The 20476-nt window shown below is 63.0% G+C and carries 13 protein-coding genes; 6 read left to right on the forward strand and 7 right to left on the reverse strand.

From position 1 onward, the window contains the following. Positions 1 to 107: 107 nt before the first annotated feature. Positions 108 to 1259 carry an MFS transporter gene (locus IHQ43_RS19330; RefSeq protein ID WP_064597996.1) on the forward strand — a complete coding sequence of 384 codons (1152 nt, stop codon included), beginning with the start codon at positions 108 to 110 and terminating at the stop codon, positions 1257 to 1259. A 133-nt stretch (positions 1260 to 1392) separates the two neighbouring features. Here IHQ43_RS19330 and IHQ43_RS19335 read toward each other — a convergent pair whose 3' ends face one another. From IHQ43_RS19335 to IHQ43_RS19350, 4 genes are all read right to left on the reverse strand, one after another. Further along, positions 1393 to 3816, reverse strand: coding sequence for a TonB-dependent siderophore receptor (locus IHQ43_RS19335; RefSeq protein ID WP_192561745.1), 2424 nt, complete (start codon positions 3814 to 3816; stop codon positions 1393 to 1395). Positions 3817 to 3914: 98 nt separating this feature from the next. Then, on the reverse strand, positions 3915 to 4898 hold the full coding sequence (locus IHQ43_RS19340; protein WP_192561746.1) for a FecR family protein: 984 nt from the start codon (positions 4896 to 4898) through the stop codon (positions 3915 to 3917). Between the two features lie 40 nt (positions 4899 to 4938). Beyond that, positions 4939 to 5439: a sigma-70 family RNA polymerase sigma factor gene (locus IHQ43_RS19345; protein ID WP_045121794.1), complete on the reverse strand. Its 501-nt coding sequence runs from the start codon at positions 5437 to 5439 to the stop codon at positions 4939 to 4941. 43 nt (positions 5440 to 5482) lie between these two features. Further along, positions 5483 to 6262, reverse strand: coding sequence for a class I SAM-dependent methyltransferase (locus IHQ43_RS19350; RefSeq protein ID WP_244142220.1), 780 nt, complete (start codon positions 6260 to 6262; stop codon positions 5483 to 5485). Between the two features lie 180 nt (positions 6263 to 6442). Here IHQ43_RS19350 and IHQ43_RS19355 point away from each other — a divergent pair, with 180 nt between their 5' ends. The 3 genes from IHQ43_RS19355 to IHQ43_RS19365 are packed head-to-tail and all read left to right on the forward strand — an operon-like array spanning position 6443 to position 10361. After that, positions 6443 to 7612, forward strand: coding sequence for an aromatic ring-hydroxylating oxygenase subunit alpha (locus tag IHQ43_RS19355; RefSeq protein WP_192561747.1), 1170 nt, complete (start codon positions 6443 to 6445; stop codon positions 7610 to 7612). A 39-nt stretch (positions 7613 to 7651) separates the two neighbouring features. Continuing rightward, positions 7652 to 9313, forward strand: coding sequence for a choline dehydrogenase (locus IHQ43_RS19360; RefSeq protein ID WP_192561748.1), 1662 nt, complete (start codon positions 7652 to 7654; stop codon positions 9311 to 9313). Positions 9314 to 9326: 13 nt separating this feature from the next. Further along, on the forward strand, positions 9327 to 10361 hold the full coding sequence (locus IHQ43_RS19365) for a GlxA family transcriptional regulator (protein ID WP_192561749.1): 1035 nt from the start codon (positions 9327 to 9329) through the stop codon (positions 10359 to 10361). A gap of 1 nt (position 10362) precedes the next feature. On the opposite strand, the gene IHQ43_RS19370 is transcribed toward IHQ43_RS19365, so the two are convergent. The 3 genes from IHQ43_RS19370 to IHQ43_RS19380 all read right to left on the reverse strand — a co-directional run bounded on the left by IHQ43_RS19370 (position 10363) and on the right by IHQ43_RS19380 (position 17528). After that, complete coding sequence (locus IHQ43_RS19370; RefSeq protein ID WP_192561750.1) at positions 10363 to 11091, reverse strand: class II aldolase and adducin N-terminal domain-containing protein; 729 nt, start codon at positions 11089 to 11091, stop codon at positions 10363 to 10365. Positions 11092 to 11236: 145 nt separating this feature from the next. Next, positions 11237 to 15706: a hemagglutinin repeat-containing protein gene (locus IHQ43_RS19375; protein WP_192561751.1), complete on the reverse strand. Its 4470-nt coding sequence runs from the start codon at positions 15704 to 15706 to the stop codon at positions 11237 to 11239. A 94-nt stretch (positions 15707 to 15800) separates the two neighbouring features. Further along, positions 15801 to 17528 (reverse strand): ShlB/FhaC/HecB family hemolysin secretion/activation protein, encoded by a 1728-nt coding sequence (locus tag IHQ43_RS19380; protein ID WP_192561752.1) that lies wholly within the window; start codon positions 17526 to 17528, stop codon positions 15801 to 15803. Positions 17529 to 17765: 237 nt separating this feature from the next. Here IHQ43_RS19380 and IHQ43_RS19385 point away from each other — a divergent pair, with 237 nt between their 5' ends. After that, positions 17766 to 18887: an HlyD family secretion protein gene (locus IHQ43_RS19385; RefSeq protein WP_192561753.1), complete on the forward strand. Its 1122-nt coding sequence runs from the start codon at positions 17766 to 17768 to the stop codon at positions 18885 to 18887. Beyond that, positions 18884 to 20476 (forward strand): DHA2 family efflux MFS transporter permease subunit, encoded by a 1593-nt coding sequence (locus tag IHQ43_RS19390; protein ID WP_192561754.1) that lies wholly within the window; start codon positions 18884 to 18886, stop codon positions 20474 to 20476. The genes IHQ43_RS19385 and IHQ43_RS19390 overlap by 4 nt, the downstream gene beginning before the upstream one ends.

Genomic DNA, 20476 nt, shown 5'->3' on the forward strand with positions numbered 1-20476 from the left:
GGGCGCCACTGTAAATCGCAACGCCCTGCAGACGCGAGCGGGCTCGCTCCAGCGAATGAGCTGTGCAAGGATGTCCGCTGCTGAAACGTTTTTTGCCAAGGATCGTTATGACCAGCCTCACCCCTCAAGACACGTTCGTTCCCGGACGCCTCGAACAGATGTCCACGCGCATCGCTTTCTTCATCGCCGGGCTCGGCATTGCCGCGTGGGCGCCGTTGGTGCCCTACGCCAAGGCACGGGCCGGGCTCGATGAAGGGACGCTGGGTCTGTTGTTGCTGTGCCTGGGCGTCGGTTCGATTCTGGCGATGCCGCTGGCGGGAATTCTGGCTACGCGGTTTGGCTGCAAAAAGGTGGCAACCGGTGGCACGCTGCTGATCTGTGCAGCGTTGCCGTTGCTGGCGACGGTGTCGTCGATCCCGGCGTTGATCGCCACGCTGTTCATGTTCGGCGCCGGGCTGGGCACGGTGGATTCGACGGTGAACCTGCAAGCGGTGATCGTCGAGCGGGCCAGCGGCAAGAACATGATGTCGGGGTTTCACGGCCTGTTCAGCCTCGGCGGGATCGTCGGCGCGGCGGGTGTGAGCGCCCTGCTCGGTCTCGGGCTGTCGCCACTGGCGGCGATGCTGGTGGTGGTCGTGGTGCTGATCGCGGCGCTGTTCAAGGCGGTGCCGCACATGTTGCCTTACGGCAGTGAAAGCTCGGGTCCGGCGTTCGCGGTGCCCCACGGGATCGTGCTGTTCATCGGCGGCATGTGCTTCATCGTGTTCCTCACCGAAGGCGCAGCACTGGACTGGAGCGCGGTGTTCCTCGCCCAGGAACGCGGGATCGACACCGCCTATGCGGGGCTGGGTTACGCAGCGTTCGCGTTGACCATGACGGCCGGCCGTTTGACCGGTGACCGGATCGTCCGTGCACTGGGTGCGACACGGATCATTCTGTTTGGCGGTCTGCTGGCCGCGGCGGGATTGTTTCTGGCGACGTTCGCCCCGAGCTGGCAAGCCGCGCTGCTCGGTTATGCGCTGGTTGGTGCCGGCTGTTCGAACATCGTTCCGGTACTGTACACAGCGGTGGGCAAGCAGACGGTGATGCCGGAAAGCATCGCCGTGCCGGCAATCACCACGCTGGGTTATGCAGGGATTCTGGCAGGGCCGGCGGTGATCGGGTTTGTCGCTCACGCCAGCAGCCTGAGTTTTGCGTTTGGGTTGATGGCGACGCTGCTGGTGGCGGTGGCGATTGGCGGCAAAGCGCTTAAAGTCTGAGCCTGATCTGATCTGTTCAGATCGTTCCCACGCTCTGCGTGGGAATGCAGCCAGGGACGCTCCGCGTCCCAAGAAAAGCGGACACGGAGGTATTCCCACGCAGACGGTTCGACGTGGGAACAACCAGTGCAGATCAGAAGCCTACGCTGGCCTGCACAAAGAACGTCCGCGGCGTGCCCACGTAGATCCCCGAGTTGTTGTCGCTGGAGCGGGTGAAATACTGCTTGTCGAAGATGTTTTTCACCCCGGCGCCGAGCTTAAGGTTCGAGAGCTGCGAACCGAAGTCATAGCCGCCGCGCACATTCCAGGTCACGTAGCCCGGAATGTCGCCGTACTGCCCGTCCGCCGTGCCTTCGGTGATGTAGTTGCCGTTGAAGCTGCCGTCGGCGTTCACACCAGTGCCGGGGGCGCGCTGTTTGGACTGGGCGAAACCGTCGATGTTGTAGGTCCAGCGGTTGATGTCGTAACGCAGGCCGACGGTCGCCACCTGGCGCGAGTAATACGGCAAGTCGCGGCCCTTGAAGCCTGGAATCTCGCCTTCGTACGTGGCGCGGGTGTAGGTGAAGCCGGCGTTGGCGGTCAGGCCGTCGAGGCGTGGATCGAGCGCAGCCATGTCGTAGTGCACCGACGCTTCGACACCCTGGTGCTTGGTCGCGCCGAGGTTGGTCCAGCCCACGTCGTTGCTGACGTATTGCAGCTCATCGTCGAAGTCGATGTAGAACAGCGTCACTTCCCCGCCCCACACGTCATCGTTGTAGCGCGTGCCGATTTCGTAGGTCTTGGCTTTTTCCGGTTCCAGGCCATTGGCGGTCTGGTCACCCGAGCCGCCCTGGCCGAGCTGGAAGTATTGCAGGCTGCCGAACGACGTCTCGTAGTTGGCGAACAGCTTCCACGCATCGGACAGGTGATACATCACGCTCAGGGCTGGTAACGGCTCGTTGCTTTCGATGCTGCGGTTTTTCTCCGGGACGCGTTTGCCGGCGGTGTCGAGCACGGCGCGGTCGTGCCAGTCGGTGCTGATGTGTTCGAAGCGAATACCCGGGGTCACGGTCCAGTTGCCGACGTCGATCTTGTTGTCGATGTAGACCGAGTTGGCCTCGGTGCCGCCGGTGCGGTCCTGGAACACATGACCGTCGGAGGTCTTGGTGACCACCGGCACATTGTTGACCAGCGCCAGGCGGCTCGACTGCTCGTGCATCGCCTCTTTCAAGTAACGATAACCGACGCTGACTTCCTGGGTGGTCGGGCCGACGTCGAACACTCGCGAAACGCGCGGCTCGATGCCCAGCGTGTAGTAGGAACGCGGGAACGAGCTGAGGGTTTTCTGATCGCGGGCGGCGATGGTGCTGCCGCGAAAGCTGTCGGAATAGTAGGTCAGCACTTCCGCCTGGGTGCGCTCGTCGATCTGCCGGATCCACTTGAACGATACGTCCTTGCGGCGGCCGCTGAAGCCGTCGTAGTCGCGGTCGGACTGGAACGGCTTGTCGTCGTACTGTTTCTGCGTCAGGCCGCCGGGCATGTCAGCGCTGGCGTCGTAGTAGTGGAAGTTGAGGCTGAAATCGTCCTGCTCGGTCGGCGCCCAGTGGGTCTTGAGGATCACGTCGTCGATGTCGTTCCCGTTGTTGCGCTCGCGGTAACCGTTGCCATTGACGCCCGAATACAACAGCGCCATACCGATGCCGTTGTCGGCGGTGCCGCCGAGGAACGCGGTGTCGATGTGTTTCCAGCCACCGTGCTGCGAGGTTTCCAGGGTCGTGCCGATTTCACCGGTGGTTTTTTCCGGGATCGCGCGGGTCACAAAGTTGATCACGCCGCCGACGTTCTGCGGCCCGTAACGCACGGAGCCGGCACCCCGGACCACGTCGATGCTGTCGAGGTTGCCGGAAGAAATCGGTGCCATCGACAGTTGCGGCTGACCGTACGGAGCGAACGCGGCCGGCACGCCATCAATCAATACGGTGGAGCGTGGCGACAGGCGCGACGTCAAACCCCGCACGCCGACGTTCAGCGAAATATCGCTGCCGCCGGTGCCGTTGGCTTCCTGCACCTGCACGCCCGGCACGCGGCGCAGCACGTCGCCGACGTTCATCGCGCCCTGCTCGACCATCGCTTCGCGGCGGATCACGGTGCGCGCGCCGGGGTGGTTCTGCACCACGGCGGCGTTGGCGTCGCCGAGCCAGTCGCCGACCACTTTGATGTCGGTTACGCCCAGTTCCAGCGGGCCGTTGGCAGCGGAAGTCGGGGCCGGGGACAAGGTCACCGAGCCTTCATTGATCTGATAATCCAGACCGCTGCCTTGCAGCAACTGGCGCAAGGCCTGCTCCGGGGAAAGATTGCCGTCCACCGCCGGTGCCTGTTTACCGGCGACCAGGTCCGGGCTGAAAAACACCTGCAACGACGTTTGCTGACCCAGTTCGCTCAGGGCCTGGCCCAGCGGCTGGGCGCGGATGTGAATGGCTTCGGCGGCAAAGGCCATCGGCACGGCGGCGTTGACCGCCAGCGCAAGCGCCAGCGGCAACCAAGGGGATTTTTTGTTTTTGGCGGTGGAGTTTTTCACGTCGAACGGAGTCCTGTGGATCGCAAGAGTGTGCGGCTGTTAATGCAAACCAGTTGCAGTTGAACAGGAAGACGACGAACTCGAAAAAAACCTGAATTTTATTTTGAAATTATTTCCTGGCTGCCGTCGGCAAGGGTGCGCACGGCTACCGGAAGGATGCTCGGCAAGGCCTTGAGCAAGGCATCGGTGTTGTCGGATTTGAACACGCTGGTCAGGCGCAAATTGCCCACCGCCGGGTTGGCGACCTTCAGCGGCTTGTCGCGATAACGCGACACTTCCTCGGCAACTTCGCTGAGGCTGGCGTTGTTGAACACCAGTTTGCCGCTGCGCCAGGCCGTCAACTCTGCGGGGTTCACCGCGTAGGCCGGCGCCACTTTGCCCTGGGCATCGATCCGCGTGCCGAGGCCGGCAGTCAGGCTGATGAAATCGCCATCGGCCGCCTCACGCCCCTGCACCCTGACCGTGCCCTGCTCCACGGCGACCCGGGTCTGGGTCACGTCACGCCGTACATCGAAACGGGTGCCAGTGACCGTGACCTTGCCGCTACCGGCCTCGACCACGAACGGACGGGACGTGTCGTGCTCGACGCTGAACATCGCCTCGCCTTCGGTCAATTCGATGAGCCGCCGATCCTTCTCGAAACGCACCTGCAAGCGGCTGCGGCTGTTGAGGTCGATCATCGAGCCGTCCGGCAACGCCACATGCTTGCGCTCGCCCAGCGCGGTGGCGAATTCGGCGCTGTAACCTTGCGGGTGATTCAGACCGCTGAACAGCCCGAGCCCGAGCGCCACCGCGACCACGCTGGCCGCCACGGCATAACGCAACAATGGGCTGCGTTCGCGCCGCGCCGGCGGGGTTTCGCAAAGGGCCTTGAGCCGTGGCGCCGGCAGCAGATCCGCTGCCGTCCACAGACCTTGCAGCAACTGGAATTCGTCACGGTGCTGCGGATGTTCGTTCAGCCACGCATCGAAGCGCTGCTGTTCGTCGGCACTGACGGCCGGCTCCTGCAAACGCACAAACCAGCGTGCCGCGTCATCGCGCACCGTTGTTTGCCCGCACGCGCAATCACGAGTATCCATCATGGAATGTCCTGTTTGGCTGGGGATGAAAAGACGCCACGGCTCATGATTGCGCCCCGTCCAGGCGATCACGCAGATGCCGCAGGGTGCGGATCATATACTTTTCCACCATGTTCTTGGACAGGCCCAGGCGTTCGGCGATTTCCGCCTGGGTCAGGCCTTCGATCTTCTGCCAGACGAAAATTCGTCGACAGTTGACTGGAAGCTCCGTGAGCGCACGTTCGATGGAATCGGCCAGCTGGATCGCATGCATGTAATGCTCCGGATCGCCGGTCGGCGACTCACTGAGATCGATCGCCTCCGACTCCATGGCGCCCCGCCGGTCCTCACGCCGATAGCCGTCCACCGCGATGTTGCGCGCGGTCTGGTGCAGATACGCCCGGGGTTGCTGCACCGCCGACGAATCGGACTCGAGCACCCGCACAAAGGTGTCGTGCGCCAGATCCTCGGCCTGCGAGCGATTGCGCAGGCGACGGGTCCAGGTGCCGATCAACTCTTCGTAATGCTCTAGAAAGCCGGGTCTGCGGGGCAGCATGGGGATCATTGCGGCGTGCTGAGGAAAGGGGCGTGAATAGTAATGCTTCCTATTAAGCCGAAGCAATGGATTCCTCGGGAATGCCGACGAAGCTGTTTTCCCCAATGCCTCCAGCGCTCGAATCCGCGGCAATCTCTGCTTTGCGCGGGCAGAACCATCCATGCATCAAACCCGCCTGAAAGAACTGGACCGGCGCCTCGAACCCCGCCGACTCGATCAGACCGGCGACCTGCAGCGCTGGCAGAATTGCCACGTCCCGGGCATACGCCGTGCGCGCTCGCTCGAGCATTTCCGCCGGCACCTGGGCCGATGCCATCAGGGTCATCCAGTGACACAGCAATGCTTCATAGGCCGGGGATTGAGTATCCGAGGCCAGATCAGCATTCGCCAGAACTCCGCCCGGCACCAGACGACGGGCAATCCCGCGGAAAAAGTCGATACGCACCTGAGGATCAAGCAAAAACTGCGACACCAGAAAACAGGTCGCGCCGTCATAACCGGATTCATCCGTCAGCGTATCGAGATAGCCTTCGTGAAAACGGCAGCGGTCAATGAAACCGCCTTCTTTCGCTCGCTGACGGCACACGTCGAGCATGGCACCCGAAGGGTCGACTGCGGTGAATTGCCAGCCGGGAAACTGCTGCGCCAGATGGGCCATTTCCACACCGGTGCCCACGCCCACGCAGAGTATCCGGGCATTCTCCGGCAGGCCCGCGAATACCGAATCCAGCAGCAAATACAGGGCATCACGAAGGGGCGCCATGCCGCTCCACTGTTTGTCATAGACGGCGGATTGCTGGTCGAACAGGGCCTTGAGTGCTTGATTGTCCATGGAAAACCTTCCTCTGCATCATGATCGCGGTGAAGTTTCATTATCGCAGGGCTGTCAAGACCTCCCCGGTACAGCCTGAGATTGATCATTCCACCCATCAACTGGTCGCAATCCATCAACCCCACACCTGCGCCGCGCCCTAGATTAGATCCCACAACAACACGCCGTGGAGATCGCCTCATGCACAGTTTCCAGACCCGCAAGCAGCACAGTCCGGTCGACGCCTGGGATCAGCAGGATCCGGAGCAGGCCTTCACCCTGCCCTCGCGTTATTTCTACGACGACAGCCTGTTCCGTGCCGAGCGCGACAACATTTTCATGAAGGCCTGGCATGTCGCCGGGCATGTCAGTGAGTTCGCCGAGCCGGGGCAGTTCGTGGTCACCGATCTGTTCGACCAGAGCGTGGTGGTGGCGAAGAATCGGCAGGGGCAGATCCATGGTTTTCACAACGTCTGCCAGCATCGCGGCAATCGCCTGCTCGAAGAACGCCGTGGCACTACCGGCGGCGTGGTGCGCTGCGCCTATCACTCGTGGTGTTACGAGATGGACGGCAGCCTGCGCGGTGCGCCGCGTTGCGAGCGGATGAAGAATTTCGAGCTGGCGCAGTTCAACATTCCACAGGTGCGCACCGAAGAACTCGGCGGTTTCATCTACTTCAACCTCGACCCGAACGCGCCGTCGCTGCGGGATCTGTTCCCGGGCGCCGACGAGGAAATGCGCCGGGTGTTTCCGGATCTGGCAGACATGCGCCTGATCGAGGAACAGGACGTGATCGTGCCGGCCAACTGGAAAGTGATCATGGACAATTCCATCGAGGGCTATCACTTCAAACTGTCCGGCCCGTGCCACATCGACCTCGCCCGGCTGATCGACTTCAAGGGTTACCAGTTGATCAAACGCGACAACTGGTGGACCTATGCCGCACCGGCCAATCTGTCGGCGACCGAGGCCTATGGCGTACCGCTGAAAACCGAGCGGAACCCGCAGGAGTGCTTTTTCAACATCGGCCTGTGGCCGAACAACACCTTCTATACCTTCCCGTTCTCCGAGTTTCTCGGCTCGTTCATCATGATTCCGCTGGATGCCGAACGCTCGCTGCTGCGCTTCGGTTACTACTCCAGCAACCCCCAGACCGCCGCCGTCAGCACCGCATGCATGAAGTGGATGAACGAAGACCTCGGCCCCGAAGACATCGCCCTGAACATCTCGGTGCAGAAGGGCCTGCGCTCGCTCGGCTATGACCAGGGCCGCTACATGATCGACGCCCAGCGCAGCAACGAAAGCGAGCATCTGGTGCATCACTTTCATCGCCTGGTGTTCAACGGCATTCACGGCCATTGCGTGGACTGATCCGCCCTTCCCTCGTCATTTGTCAGAACGGAGCAAACCATGGACGAAACCGGGTTTGATTACCTGATCGTGGGCGCCGGCTCGGCCGGTTGCGTATTGGCCAATCGCCTGAGCGAAGACCCCAACGTGCGCATCCTGCTGCTGGAGGCCGGGCCCGAGGACAAGAGCTGGACGATCGACATGCCGTCCGCCGTGGGCCTTGTGGTGGGCGGGTCGCGCTACAACTGGCGCTATCAGTCGGAGCCCGAGCCATACCTCGACGGCCGGCGAATCGGCACACCGAGAGGCCGCACCCTGGGCGGTTCATCGTCGATCAACGGCATGGTCTACATCCGTGGCCATGCCCGGGATTATGACGGCTGGGCCGAACAGGGCTGCACCGGCTGGAGCTATCGCGAAGTGCTGCCGTACTTCAAACGAGCGCAGACTCACGCCGACGGTGGCGATGACTATCGCGGCGGCGACGGCCATTTGCACGTCACTCCCGGCGATGTCGAAACACCGTTGTGCGCGGCGTTCGTCGCGGCCGGGACCGAGGCCGGTTATGGCGTCAGCGAGGACTTGAACGGCTATCGTCAGGAAGCCTTCGGGCCGGTGGATCGCACCACGCGCAACGGTCGGCGCTGGAGCACTTCGCGCGGTTATCTCAGCGAAGCGCTGGCCCGGGGCAATGTGCGGGTGGTCACCGATGCACTGGTGCTGCGCATCCTGTTCGAGGGACGCCGGGCGGTCGGGATTGACTACGAACAGAACGGCGAAACGAACACCGTCCGCGCCCGCCGGGAAGTATTGCTGACCGCCGGCGCGATCAACTCCCCGCAGTTGCTGTTGCTCTCGGGCGTGGGCCCGGCGGCAGAATTGCGTGACCTCGGAATCAGCGTGGTTCACGACCTGCCCGGCGTCGGCAAACGCCTCAACGATCACCCGGATGCAGTCGTGCAATTTCGCTGCAAGCAACCGGTGTCGCTGTATCGCTGGACTACCGCGCCGGGCAAATGGTGGATCGGCGCGCGCTGGTTCGTCCGTCACGATGGCCTGGCGGCGAGCAATCATTTCGAGGCCGGCGCGTTCCTGCGCTCCCGGGCCGGCGTCGAACACCCGGATCTGCAACTGACCTTCATGCCGCTGGCGGTGCAACCGGGCAGCGTCGAACTGGTGCCGACCCACGCGTTCCAGATCCACATCGACCTGATGCGCCCCACCAGCCTGGGCAGCGTGACCCTGTACAGCGCCGAACCCCGGCGGCCGCCGAGGATTCTGTTCAACTACCTGAAGACCGCGCAGGACCGTGCCGACATGCGCGCCGGCGCACGGCTGGTACGCGAAATCATCGAGCAACCGGCGATGGCGCCGTTCAAGGGCGAAGAGCTGGTGCCGGGCCGTTCGGTGCAGACCGACGCCGAGCTCGATGCCTGGGCACGGCAGGTCACGGAAACCGGCTACCATGCCAGCGGCACCTGCAAGATGGGACCGGCGGGCGACCCTGAAGCGGTGGTCGATCCACAACTGCGAGTGCACGGCCTCGACGGCTTGCGGGTGGTGGATGCGTCGATCATGCCGGTGATCGTCAGCGGCAACACCAACGCACCGACGGTGATGATCGCGGAAAAGGCCAGCGACCTGATCCGCAACCTCGCGGCGTTGCCGGCCCTCGATGTACCGGTGTGGATCAACCCGCACTGGCAGACCGAACAACGATGAAGCAGAGATGGCGATGACCCGATCCGCTGAAGCTGTACCGCGCAATCAAGCACCGCTGCGAGTGGCGGTGTTGTTGCTGCCGGCGTTTTCCAATTTCGGGCTGGCAGCGGTGCTGGAACCGCTGGCCATCGCCAACTGGCTGAGCCAGCTCACGCTGTTCGAGTGGACGTTGCTGTCGTTGCAGCCCGGCCCGGTGATGGCCAGCAACGGTCTGGCGAGCATCGCCGAGGACGGCTTGAACAACGAGCAGGCCTTCGACGCCTGCGTGGTGCTGGCCAGTTTCGAGGTGCATCAACACAGTCGCAATCCGGCGCTCAAGAGTTGGTTGCGCAAGCAGGCGCTGTTCGGCGCGGTGTTGATCGGCGTGGAAACCGGCACTGAATTGCTGGCCGCCGCCGGTGTGCTCGACGGCTACGAAGCGGCGGTGCATTGGGACAACCTGCAAGGTTTTCAGGAAAGTTACCCCAAAGTCCGCGCCCGACCGCAGCTCTATACTCTCGAACGCCAGCGCCTGACCTGCGCCGGCGCCACCACCATTCTCGACATGCTGCTGGGCTGGATCGGCCAGCGCATCGACCCGGACCTGGCCCGGGAAATCGGCCTGCACCTGTTGATGGGCCAGATGCGCGCGCCGGCGGACAATCAGCTCGACGGCGGTCTGGGCAACAGCGGGATGTACGGCAACAAGATCCGCCGCGCCGTGCAGTTGATGGAAAAGGCGCTGGAAGAACCGCTGGACTGCGAGGCGATTGCCAGCGAAGTGGGCCTGTCGCGGCGGCAACTGGAGCGCCAGTTCAAACATCAGACCGGGCTCTCGCCGCTCAAGTACTACATCACCCTGCGCCTTGCTCGGGCACATAACCTGCTGCAACAGACGCAGATGAGCGTGGCCCAGGTGGCGGCGTGTTCGGGGTTTGGCTCGCTTGAGCATTTCTCCCGCACTTACCGCGCACGGTTTGGCTGCCCGCCGAGCGAGGATCGGCGTCAGGCGTGGAGCGCTCCGGTGATGCGCCAGCCGTTGAGCAAGGCGCATTTGTCACCGGAATGAATTACTGCCGATACGCCGGCTCTTCCTCATCAAGAATGTCCATCAACGCGTTGAAATGCTTATCCGCAAACCCCGGATACTCCAGCCATTGGCGACAAGTCTTGCGCGCCACTTCATCGCTGACCACACGTAATTCGCGCCCGGTCGCCAGTGCGGTGATGTACACCTCGCAAGCCCGCTCGAAGTAATACAGATCATCAAACGCCTGGGCCACGCTCGGTGCCGCGACCAGCAAGCCGTGATTGCCCATCAGCAGGATCGACTTGTCGCCGAGCAACCGACTGACCCGCTCCGCCTCTTCCCCCAGCCCCATGCCATCGAAGCCCTCATCAATCGCCACCCGCTCGAAAAACCGCATGCTGTTCTGCTCGACCGGTGGCAGCCGCGAGTCCTTCAGACAGGCCAGCGTCGTCGCATATTTGCTGTGGGTATGGAGGATGCACCGGGCCTGAGGCTGGTTGCGATGCAAGGCGCTATGCAAGGCCCAGGCGGTGATGTCCGGGGCGTCCGGGCGGTCGAGACTGGCCGGATCGTCGGCATCGAGCAGCAGCAGATCACTCGCGCGGATTCGCGAGAAATGTTTGCCGTAAGGATTGATCAGAAACTCGCGACCGTCCTGCGAAGTGGCCACGCTGAAATGGTTGGCGATGGATTCGTGCAGGTTCAAACGCGCGGCCCAGCGCAGGGCGCAGGCCAGCTGGATTCTCAGGTGTTCGACGTTGTCGTGCATGGCGCGGCCTCCCGGTTTCACCCGAGTGTAGAGCGCATGCTTTCATCGACTTGACGGGAAACGACAGTGGCTGCCGTTTTGAGCGGGGAATCCATCAGAAGCGGGAGCGAGCAGGCTCGCTCCCGCCGGTTTCACTGATGGTGAATCAACCTCTTTCGTCGATCCCCGCTTGCAGGGACTGACTGTCCAGATGACCGCTCAGGGTCACCGGGCCGACTTTCAGGTTGCCGTTTTCAAGGGACACCTTCGGTGCGTTTTCTTCGGTTTTGTGTGGCAGGTCCAGGCCGGCTTTTACGCCGTAGTCGAGGTTGCTCAGGTCGCTGCTGCTGACCTTCGAACCACCCAGATCGACCTTGCCTTCGGTGGCGGAAATCCGCGCGCCGGTCAGCTGCGTAGCGCCGCCGACGGTGAGATTCACACCCTGACTACCGCTGATGCCGGAGGCCTGTTTCACGCTGTCCTTGTGCGCGTATTCGCCGTCGACTTTCAGCGTTGGCTTGTAGTCGGTGCCAGCCAGTTTGCCCTTGTCGTCGGCCGGGGTCCTCTTGGCGGTCAGGCCCAGATCGACATCAACCTTGGCGTGATTGCTGGTGTCCTGACGGCTTTCGACCGACAGACCACCGGCCACTGTACCGCTGACATTGCGCGCATCAATCCGCGCACCGCTCAGGCTCGCATCACCGCCACTGTTCAACACCACAGAGTCAGCCTTGATCTGGCTGTTCTGCTGGGTCGTGCCTTGCAGGTAATCCACGCCGACCTTGGCCCCGGCATTGAAGCCGTGATCGCTGCTGACTTTTTCATCGGCAGCGGTCGGTGTGCTTTTGCTCAGGTTGCCACCGGCATTCAACGCAACGTTCCAGTTGTTGCGGTTTTCGGTGGACTGCGCGGACTCCTGAACGAAACCGCCCTTCTGCGCATCGATGTCGACGTTTGGCGCAGTGACCTGAGTCCCTTGCAGGCGCACAGAATCGCCGCTCAGCGCGATGCCGTTCTGGCTGTTGAGCTGCCCACCGGTAAGGGTTTGCGTATTCTCGTTGACCCGACCGATGTTGAAGTTGCCACTGAGGTTGCCGCCCTGATCGCGACTCTTCTCGCTGCTGGTTTTGCTGCCGCCGGCCTTCAGACCGCCGCCAAGATTGCTGCCGGTGGCGACGTGGGTGTCGGTGGCCGCTTGCAGGTCTAGCTTGCCGTCAGCCTTCAGGTCGATAGCGCCAGCGCTGTCGATCTTCGTGCCCTGCTGAACCTGATTGCCGCCGCTGCTCAATTGCACCGGGCCGTTGCCGCTGAGGCTGGCGACGTGGGCCTGGCTGTCGGTGGTCTGGTTGCCTTTGTGATCGAGCTGGAACCCGGCGCCGAGATCGACATTGGTGCCGTCGGTGCCTGGCAAGGTGCCAACGGTCAGCGAACCGTTGCCGCGCAGACTGGAGCTGTCGCTGCTCTGGCGGTCGTTGGCCTGATTGAGAGCCAGATCGCCGCCAGTCTTGATGCTGACACCGCCCTGCCCGCCGTCGATACGGCTGCCTTCGAACTGGGCATCGCCGCCGACATTGATGTTCACACCCTGATTGCCAGCGTAACCGCCAACCACCGCCGTGGCACTGTCCTTGCTCGACTGGCTGCTGCCACCCGCACCGCTGCCGGCCACGTTCACGTCTTCACCGGTCTTGGTGTAGACGCGCACATCGATCTTGGCATCCACCGATTTTTCGGTGCTGCTGCGGGTGTTGTTCGCGGCATCGGCCACCAGTTTGTCGGCGCTGATGTTCACTTTGCCGGCGCTGGCGTTGTACTGGGTGCCCTGGTCGTGCAGCGTGCCGCCGACCTTCACGTCCACGGTCTGGCCGTCGAACCGGCTGACCACGGCGTTGCTGCCCTGCTCGGTTTTATCGGCGCCGGCATGACCGATTGCCACGTCGATACCGACGTTCGGCTGGCCGAGATTGGCCAGTGCGTCCTTGTCCGGCACCTTGCCGTCGAGCACTTCTTTCACCGCGCCGGCAATCGGCCGGGCGATGTCTTTGTACTCGACGTTGGCGCCGATGTCTGCCGACCAGTTGCTCTCGCTGTGGGTGCTGCTTTCGGTGTTGCTCGCAGCACGATTGTCCACTTGGTTGGCGGCGACGTTCAGGCCGTTGCCAGCCTTGAGCTGCGCGCCTTCGGTGGCGAGTTTGTCCGCATTGATGTTCAGGCTGCCGCTGCTCTGCACGCCAGTGGTTTGCGCGGTGGTTTTAGCGGTGGTGTCTTGCGAGGTGCTGTGCGAGAAGTCCACGCCGCTGCCCGCGCGGTCGAGGCCGCCGGTGTAGTAGAAACCGCCGCCGGTGCTGCGGGTTTCGGTCGAGGTGCTGTGGCTGTCCTGCTCGGCCAGCAGCGAGACGTTCTGGCCGCTCAGGGTGGTGTCGCCAGCGGTGGACTTCACCTCGGCGCCCTTGAGCGTCACGTCGCCGCCCGCCTTCACCTGCACGCTGCCGCCGCTGAGGCTGGAACCCTGCTGCGTGACGTCGTTGGCGGTGACGGTTTGCGCCTTGTCTTCGTAATGCACGCCGGCGCGATACTGCTCCGCCGTCTGCTCCTTGGCGTAGGCGTCGAAACCACGGGTCTGCGTACTGTCGCTGCTGTCGTGGGTGTTCTGCGTCGAATGCACATTCACATCACCGGCCGCCTCCGCCGTCAGCGAACCGCCGGCCTTGACCGTGGAACCGGCGACGTCGATGTCCTTGGCGCTCTTGAGCTTGAGGTTGCTGTCGGAAGCCAGCTCGCTGCGCACCGTGGTGCTGTCCTTGCTGTTCTGCCGGGACTCGTCCTTGGTGATGCCGAAGAACTTGCTGTCCTTGTCGTGGTTGTTGCTGTGGGAAGTGTCCTGCACGCCGTCGATGGTCAGCGAACCGTTGTCGCTGATCACGCTGGCGTCCTTGCCGCCACGCACCTGGCTGCCGCTGATGCGCACGTCGTCGGCCTTGACCACCAGTTTGCCGGCCGCGTTGATCTTGCTGCCCTGATGCTGGGTCTGGCCCTTGTCGGCGTCGCCGGTCTTGCCGAAGAAACCGCCGCCGACCAGATCGCCGGAATAACGATTGTCGCTGCTGCGATTGGTGCGGGTCGCGGTGGTGATTTCCACCTGTTTGCCGGCCAGTTGCAGATCACCGGCGCTGTTCAGTTCGGCGCCTTCGGAGCGTAACAGTGCGGCGGTTTGCAGGGCGATGTTGCCGGCCTTCAACTGGCTGATGACGCTACGCTGCTCTTCGCTGCTGCTGTCCCAATCGGCCTTCCACAGATGTTTGCGGTGCTTGCCCTGATCGGTCTGGGTGTGGCTTTCAGTGGCGGCGGTCAGGCGCAGGTCGCCGCCGCTTTGCACGCTGAGGTTGTTCTTCGCGTCGACCTTGGCGGCTTTCAGTTCGGTGTCTTTGCCGGACGACAATTGCGCGTCGCGGCTGGCAACGATCTGGCTGCCGTGCTGGCGCGAATCGCTGTCGGTCTTGGTCCGCTCGTAGGTTTCCCATGTGATGCCGATGGTGCTGTTGTTCCAGTTCTCGCGCTGTTCCTGGAGCTTGCGGCTCTCGACGGTGGTCAGGGTCAGGTTGCGTTTGGCCTCGACCTTCACGTCACGACCGCTGACGTCGGTGGCGGCCAGCGTCAGGTCCTTGCCGCTGTGCAGACCGACGTCGCCCTGGCTGCTGCGAATGCCGGCACGGGTCACGTCGAGGCTGTCCGGGATCGCCTGGCCGCTGACGCTCAAATCGCCCGCCGAACGAATCTGCACGCCGTCACGTCCGGCGACTTGCACGGCACCCACTTTCACGCCTGCGCCTTCGGCGGTGCTGACGATGTTGATGCGCCCGGCCTGCATCGCGCCGAACAGGCTGGCGTCGATCCGCTGATCGGTGGTGTTGCCCGCCGGGTCCACGGCTTTCACCTGGCCGCTGGCGTAGTCGATCTGATTGCGCCCGACGGTGAGGTTCAGTTGATCGCGAGCGCTGATTGCGCCCTGGCTGTCGATGCGTGGGGCGATCAGGTTGATCGAACCTTCGCCGTTGCGCAGCCCGCCGCCCTGGATTTGCAACTGGCCGGTGGCGTCACGGGTGCTCAGGGCTTGCAGCTTGCCGTCGTTCAGCTCGGGACGGCCGACCACCAGATTGGCGTTCGGCGTGTTGATGAAACTGCCGCCGTTTACCGAAATGCCGTTCGGGTTGGCGAGCACGTAGTCGGCGGCGCGACCGAAGATTTCCTGGGCGCCGTTGATGGCCGACGGGTTGCGGCTGATCACTTCGTTGAGGATCACGCTCGCGGCCTGACCCTGCAATTGCGGGTTGGCCGCCAGTTGCCCGGCGAGCTGCGATTGCCCGGCCTGAAGGGCGTTGTTCAGGACCAGGCCCTGACGGTCGACGTTGTAGTCGAGGAACTGGTTATGCGACAGACCAGAGCCATTCGGCGCGACGATGTTGACGATCGGGACGCCGCCCTGGGTTTGCAGTTGCGCGGTGCCGCCGGGGCCGGGCGCGACCACCACACCGCCGGCCATGGCGCCCGGCAGGTGAGCGACCAGGAACAGGCTGGCGATGGCCCAGCGCAGTTTGCCCCGTGGGGAAAGATGAAACGCAAAGGTATTCATTGGCATAAAAAACTCTCCATGTAGTGCGGCATCACGTTGCGCGTTGAGTTAAAGGCCACGGCTGTCGCGCTCAGGTCCGATGGCTGTTGTTCACTGACGCTCATATCTGTAATCCGACCCGCATCAGCCAGCTTTCAGGCTCGCGGTGCAGGCCGGTCGGGGTGTTCAGGCTGCGTTGGTAATCGACATCCACTTGCAGGTTTTTCCAGCCCAGATTGAGGCCGATGCTGGCGCCGCTCAGGCGTTGAACCGGGGCGCCGTGATCGGCCTTGATCCAGCCGTGGTCGAGGCCGACGCGCGGGGTGAGCTGCACCGGCAAATCAGTGCGCAGCGGCAGGCGCAAGGTGTTGCGCCAGATCGCGCCGCTGGCGCCGGACGCGCTGCTGACCCGATAACCGCGCACGGCGGAATCGTCGGTGCCGAGCATTTGTTCGATCGCCGGCAACGGATCCGGGCTGTACTGCAAATTGAGCTGGCTCTGCCATTGCCAGGCTTGCGCGCCGAGCTGGCCGTTGCGCCACTGGCTGAGGCCGGCGCGGTATTTGCGAAACTGGGCCTTGGGCAGGTTTTTGACCTGGCGATCGGCATCGTCGTCGGCGCCGAACCCGCTTAAACCCTGGGCGTAATTGACGTCGAGGTTCCACACGGCGCGGTCGAGCCAGAACAGATTGAGCCCGGCTTCGGCCACGGTCAGGGTCGGGCTCTGGATGCCGAGGCGGACGTTTTCCAGATAGCTGTCGACGTCCTTGTGCGCCAGTTGCAGGTTGGCGCTGAGCTGATGGCTCTGGTCGCGCCACAACACGCGGTCGGCGCGCAGGCTGAGCTGATCGGTGATGCCGGTGCTGTGGAAGGTCAGCGTGCTGAGTTTGAACGGCGCACGGTACTCGGCGTGGCTGGCGAAAGTGCTGAACGTCCAGTAACCGTAGGGAATCGCGTAATAGAGGCTGGCGTTGCGGCTGTAGCGGTCGCCCTGATTGAGGGTGTCGCTGGCGCTGAGGCTCAACAGGTCGTTGAGTTCGAGCGGGCTGTCGAGGGTCAGGCTCAGCGTGTCACGATCACGGCCGGTGCTGGCGCTGCCGAGGTTGTCGAAACCGGCACCCAGGGTCCAGCGTGACTGCCCGGAGGTGCGCGAACGCAAGATGATTTTTGACGCACCGGGCTGACTGCCGGGGGCGATGTCGGCGGTCAGATCGAGCGAACGCAGACGGTTCAACTGATCCAGCCCCTGCTCCAGATCCCGCAGATTCAGCGGCTTGCCGAGCATGCCCGGGAATGCGCCGCCGAGGGCCACGGGCAGGCTCTGGTCGGCCAGTTCGATGGACTCGAGGTAGCCTTCGTCGATCAGGATATCCAGCGATTGCCCCGCCGCCGGCGCACTGCTCAGGTACGGGCGGCTGGCGATGTAGCCCTTCTCCACGTACAGCGCGGTGATGGTCGCCAGCAAATGGTTGATCTGGCCGACGCCCATGCACGGCGCCAGCAACGGTTTGATCCGGGCGTTGAGTTTGTCTTTATCGATCAGCGTTACGCCGCCGATGCGCGTACCGCTCAGAGGCCAGCAACGTTCGTCGGGTTTGATCGATTCAGGAATGGCCGGGGTGGCAGGCGTCGGGCCGAACGCGCCGCGCTCCAGTTGCCGCTTGCGCTGTTCGAGTTGCAGTTGTTGCAGATCACGCTGTTGCAGTTGTTGCTGGCGCAGCACTTCCTGGCCAGGGGCTGGAGTTTCGGCGGCAAGAACGCTGGGCGCACACACACTCAACAACAAGGCCGAAAACAGCGGGCGAGGCAGGAAACGACTACGGGAAACAGCGCAAAGCGAATACGGCACTCAACATCCTTGCAATCAACTGGCGTAATGCCACCCCATCAATTGCGGTGATAGTCAGAGCCTTCCCACACAAATGCAAGACGCTTCCTACAGCGCTTACATTTCTTAAACAAATGATCAGCTTTTTCTTTCAACAACCTTCATCTGACGACCGGCGATAAAAATCAATTGCCACAAAATATTACTCACGTCATATTACGCCCGTAATAACCACTTCGCTTTCCCAGGTATTACGCCATGACCAGCATGCCCACCGTAGAACCCGATCTCGCCGTTCCGGTCAGCACTCCCAAGCCTCCCCTGCTCAAACGCCTTCTGGTGCCCACTGTCGGCTTGGCCGCGCTGGTGATTGCCGGGTTGTACGCGGTGCATTGGTGGGGCGCCGGGCGATTTCTTGAAGAGACCGACGATGCCTACATTGGCGGCGATGTCACGGTGATCGGGCCGAAAGTCGCTGGTTACATCGAGGAAGTGCTGGTCAGCGACAACCAGAAGGTGAAGGCCGGCGACGTGCTGATCCGCCTCGATGCCCGCGACTACCACGCCAATCTGGCCAAGGCCGAAGGCGCGGTTGCCGCCGAGGAAGCGCTGCTGGCCAACCTCGATGCCACCGAGCAACTGCAGCAAGCGGTGATCGGTCAGGCCCGCGCCGGCATTGATGCCGCCAGTGCCGAAACCGCCCGCTCGCGAGATGACAACGCGCGCTACAAACGCCTGGTGACCACCAATGCAGTCTCGGTGGAAAGCGCTCAACGGGCCGACGCCACCTTCAAGACCGCGCAAGCCTTGAGCGCCAAAGCCCAGGCCGAATTGCTGGCCGCGCAACGCCAACTCACCGTGATCGAAACCCAGAAACAACAGGCCCGCGCCGCCCTTCAGCAAGCCCGGGCCGAGCGTGATCTGGCGCAACTCAACCTCGGCTACACCGAACTGCGCGCCCCGGTCGACGGCGTGATCGGCAACCGCCGCGCGCGGGTTGGCGCCTATGCGCAGGCCGGTTCGCAGCAACTGTCGGTGGTGCCGGCCAGCGGTCTGTGGGTCGATGCCAATTTCAAGGAAGACCAACTGGCGCGGATGAAACCCGGCCAGCGCGTGAGCATCCGCGCTGACGTGTTATCCGGCCAGGAATTCCACGGCCGCCTCGACAGCCTCGCCCCGGCCACCGGTTCGCAATTCAGCGTGCTGCCGCCGGAAAACGCCACCGGCAACTTCACCAAAATCGTCCAGCGTGTACCGGTACGGATCCTGCTCGACCCCGCCGACGGCGTGCTCGGCCACCTGCGCCCGGGCCTGTCGGTGACCGCTGAAGTCGACACCCGCGCCCAGCCTGAAACCACCGCCGTGGCCAGCGCGCCATGAGCACCGCCCTCACCGCCTCCACGCAGCCATTCAATGCGGCAGAGATGGCGACGGCGACCAAGGTGTTCGCCTTCGCCACGATGTGCATCGGCATGTTCATCGCGTTGCTGGACATCCAGATCGTCTCGGCCTCGTTGCGCGATATCGGCGGCGGGTTGTCCGCCGGCACCGATGAAACCGCGTGGGTGCAGACCAGTTACCTGATCGCCGAAATCATCGTGATTCCGCTGTCGGGCTGGCTGTCGCGGGTGTTCTCCACGCGCTGGCTGTTCTGCGCTTCAGCGGTCGGCTTCACCCTCGCCAGCCTGCTCTGCGGCATCGCCTGGAACATCCAGAGCATGATCACCTTTCGCGCGCTGCAAGGATTTCTCGGCGGGTCGATGATTCCGCTGGTATTTACCACGGCGTTCTTTTTCTTCACCGGCAAACAACGGGTAATCGCCGCCGCAACCATTGGCGCCGTGGCGTCGCTGGCACCGACATTGGGCCCGGTGATCGGTGGCTGGATCACCGACATTTCGTCCTGGCACTGGCTGTTCTACATCAATCTGGTGCCGGGGATTTTCGTCGCCGTGGCGGTGCCGATGCTGGTCAAAATCGACCAGCCGGAACTGTCGCTGCTCAAGGGCGCGGACTATTTGAGCATGGTGTTTCTGGCCCTGTTTCTCGGCTGCCTGGAATACACCCTCGAAGAAGGCCCGCGCTGGAACTGGTTCAGCGATCAAACGATTCTGACCACCGCGTGGATCAGTGGCCTCGCCGGGCTGGCCTTCATCGGCCGCACGTTGCACGTGGCCAATCCGATCGTAGACCTGCGCGCGCTCAAGGATCGCAACTTCGCCCTCGGCTGCTTCTTTTCCTTCGTCACCGGGATCGGCCTGTTCGCGACGATTTACCTGACGCCGCTGTTTCTCGGCCGGGTTCGCGGTTATGGAGCGCTGGACATTGGTCTGGCGGTTTTCTCCACCGGGGTGTTCCAGATCATGGCGATTCCGCTGTACGCCTTTCTCGCCAACCGCGTCGATCTGCGCTGGATCATGATGGCGGGCCTGGCGTTGTTCGCCGTGTCGATGTGGGAGTTCAGTCCGATCACCCACGACTGGGGCGCCGGAGAATTGATGCTGCCGCAAGCCCTGCGCGGGATTGCCCAGCAACTGGCGGTGCCACCGGCGGTGACATTGACGTTGGGAGGGCTTGCACCGGCGCGGCTGAAACATGCCTCGGGCCTGTTCAACCTGATGCGCAATCTCGGCGGTGCAATCGGGATTGCCGCGTGCGCGACCATTCTCAACGACCGCACCAACCTGCACTTCACCCGGTTGGCGGAGCATCTGAACAGCAGCAACGAAGCGGTGAATCAGTGGCTGGCCCAGGTCGGCGGCAACTTTGCCGCGCTGGGTCAGAGCGGCGATGTCGGCCTCACCGCCAGCCTGCGTCAGCTATGGCTGCTGACCTACCGTGAAGCGCAGACGCAAACCTACGGCGACACGTTCCTGATGATCATGGTGTGCTTCGGCATCGCAACGGCGATGGTGCCCTTGATGCGCAAGGTGCAACCACCGGCCGCGCCGAGTGCCGATGCACATTGA

Origin of the sequence: Pseudomonas gozinkensis (assembly GCF_014863585.1) — a bacterium.
Classification (GTDB): domain Bacteria; phylum Pseudomonadota; class Gammaproteobacteria; order Pseudomonadales; family Pseudomonadaceae; genus Aquipseudomonas; species Aquipseudomonas gozinkensis.

Excerpts from the sequence above, each read along its gene's own strand:
- IHQ43_RS19330 (WP_064597996.1), top strand. The coding sequence starts at position 108 with ATGACCAGCCTCACCCCTCAAGACACGTTCGTTCCCGGACGCCTCGAA.
- IHQ43_RS19340 (WP_192561746.1), bottom strand. The coding sequence starts at position 4,898 with ATGATGGATACTCGTGATTGCGCGTGCGGGCAAACAACGGTGCGCGAT.
- IHQ43_RS19345 (WP_045121794.1), bottom strand. The coding sequence starts at position 5,439 with ATGATCCCCATGCTGCCCCGCAGACCCGGCTTTCTAGAGCATTACGAA.
- IHQ43_RS19350 (WP_244142220.1), bottom strand. The coding sequence starts at position 6,262 with ATGGACAATCAAGCACTCAAGGCCCTGTTCGACCAGCAATCCGCCGTC.
- IHQ43_RS19355 (WP_192561747.1), top strand. The coding sequence starts at position 6,443 with ATGCACAGTTTCCAGACCCGCAAGCAGCACAGTCCGGTCGACGCCTGG.
- IHQ43_RS19360 (WP_192561748.1), top strand. The coding sequence starts at position 7,652 with ATGGACGAAACCGGGTTTGATTACCTGATCGTGGGCGCCGGCTCGGCC.
- IHQ43_RS19365 (WP_192561749.1), top strand. The coding sequence starts at position 9,327 with ATGACCCGATCCGCTGAAGCTGTACCGCGCAATCAAGCACCGCTGCGA.
- IHQ43_RS19370 (WP_192561750.1), bottom strand. The coding sequence starts at position 11,091 with ATGCACGACAACGTCGAACACCTGAGAATCCAGCTGGCCTGCGCCCTG.
- IHQ43_RS19375 (WP_192561751.1), bottom strand. The coding sequence starts at position 15,706 with ATGCCAATGAATACCTTTGCGTTTCATCTTTCCCCACGGGGCAAACTG.
- IHQ43_RS19385 (WP_192561753.1), top strand. The coding sequence starts at position 17,766 with ATGACCAGCATGCCCACCGTAGAACCCGATCTCGCCGTTCCGGTCAGC.
- IHQ43_RS19390 (WP_192561754.1), top strand. The coding sequence starts at position 18,884 with ATGAGCACCGCCCTCACCGCCTCCACGCAGCCATTCAATGCGGCAGAG.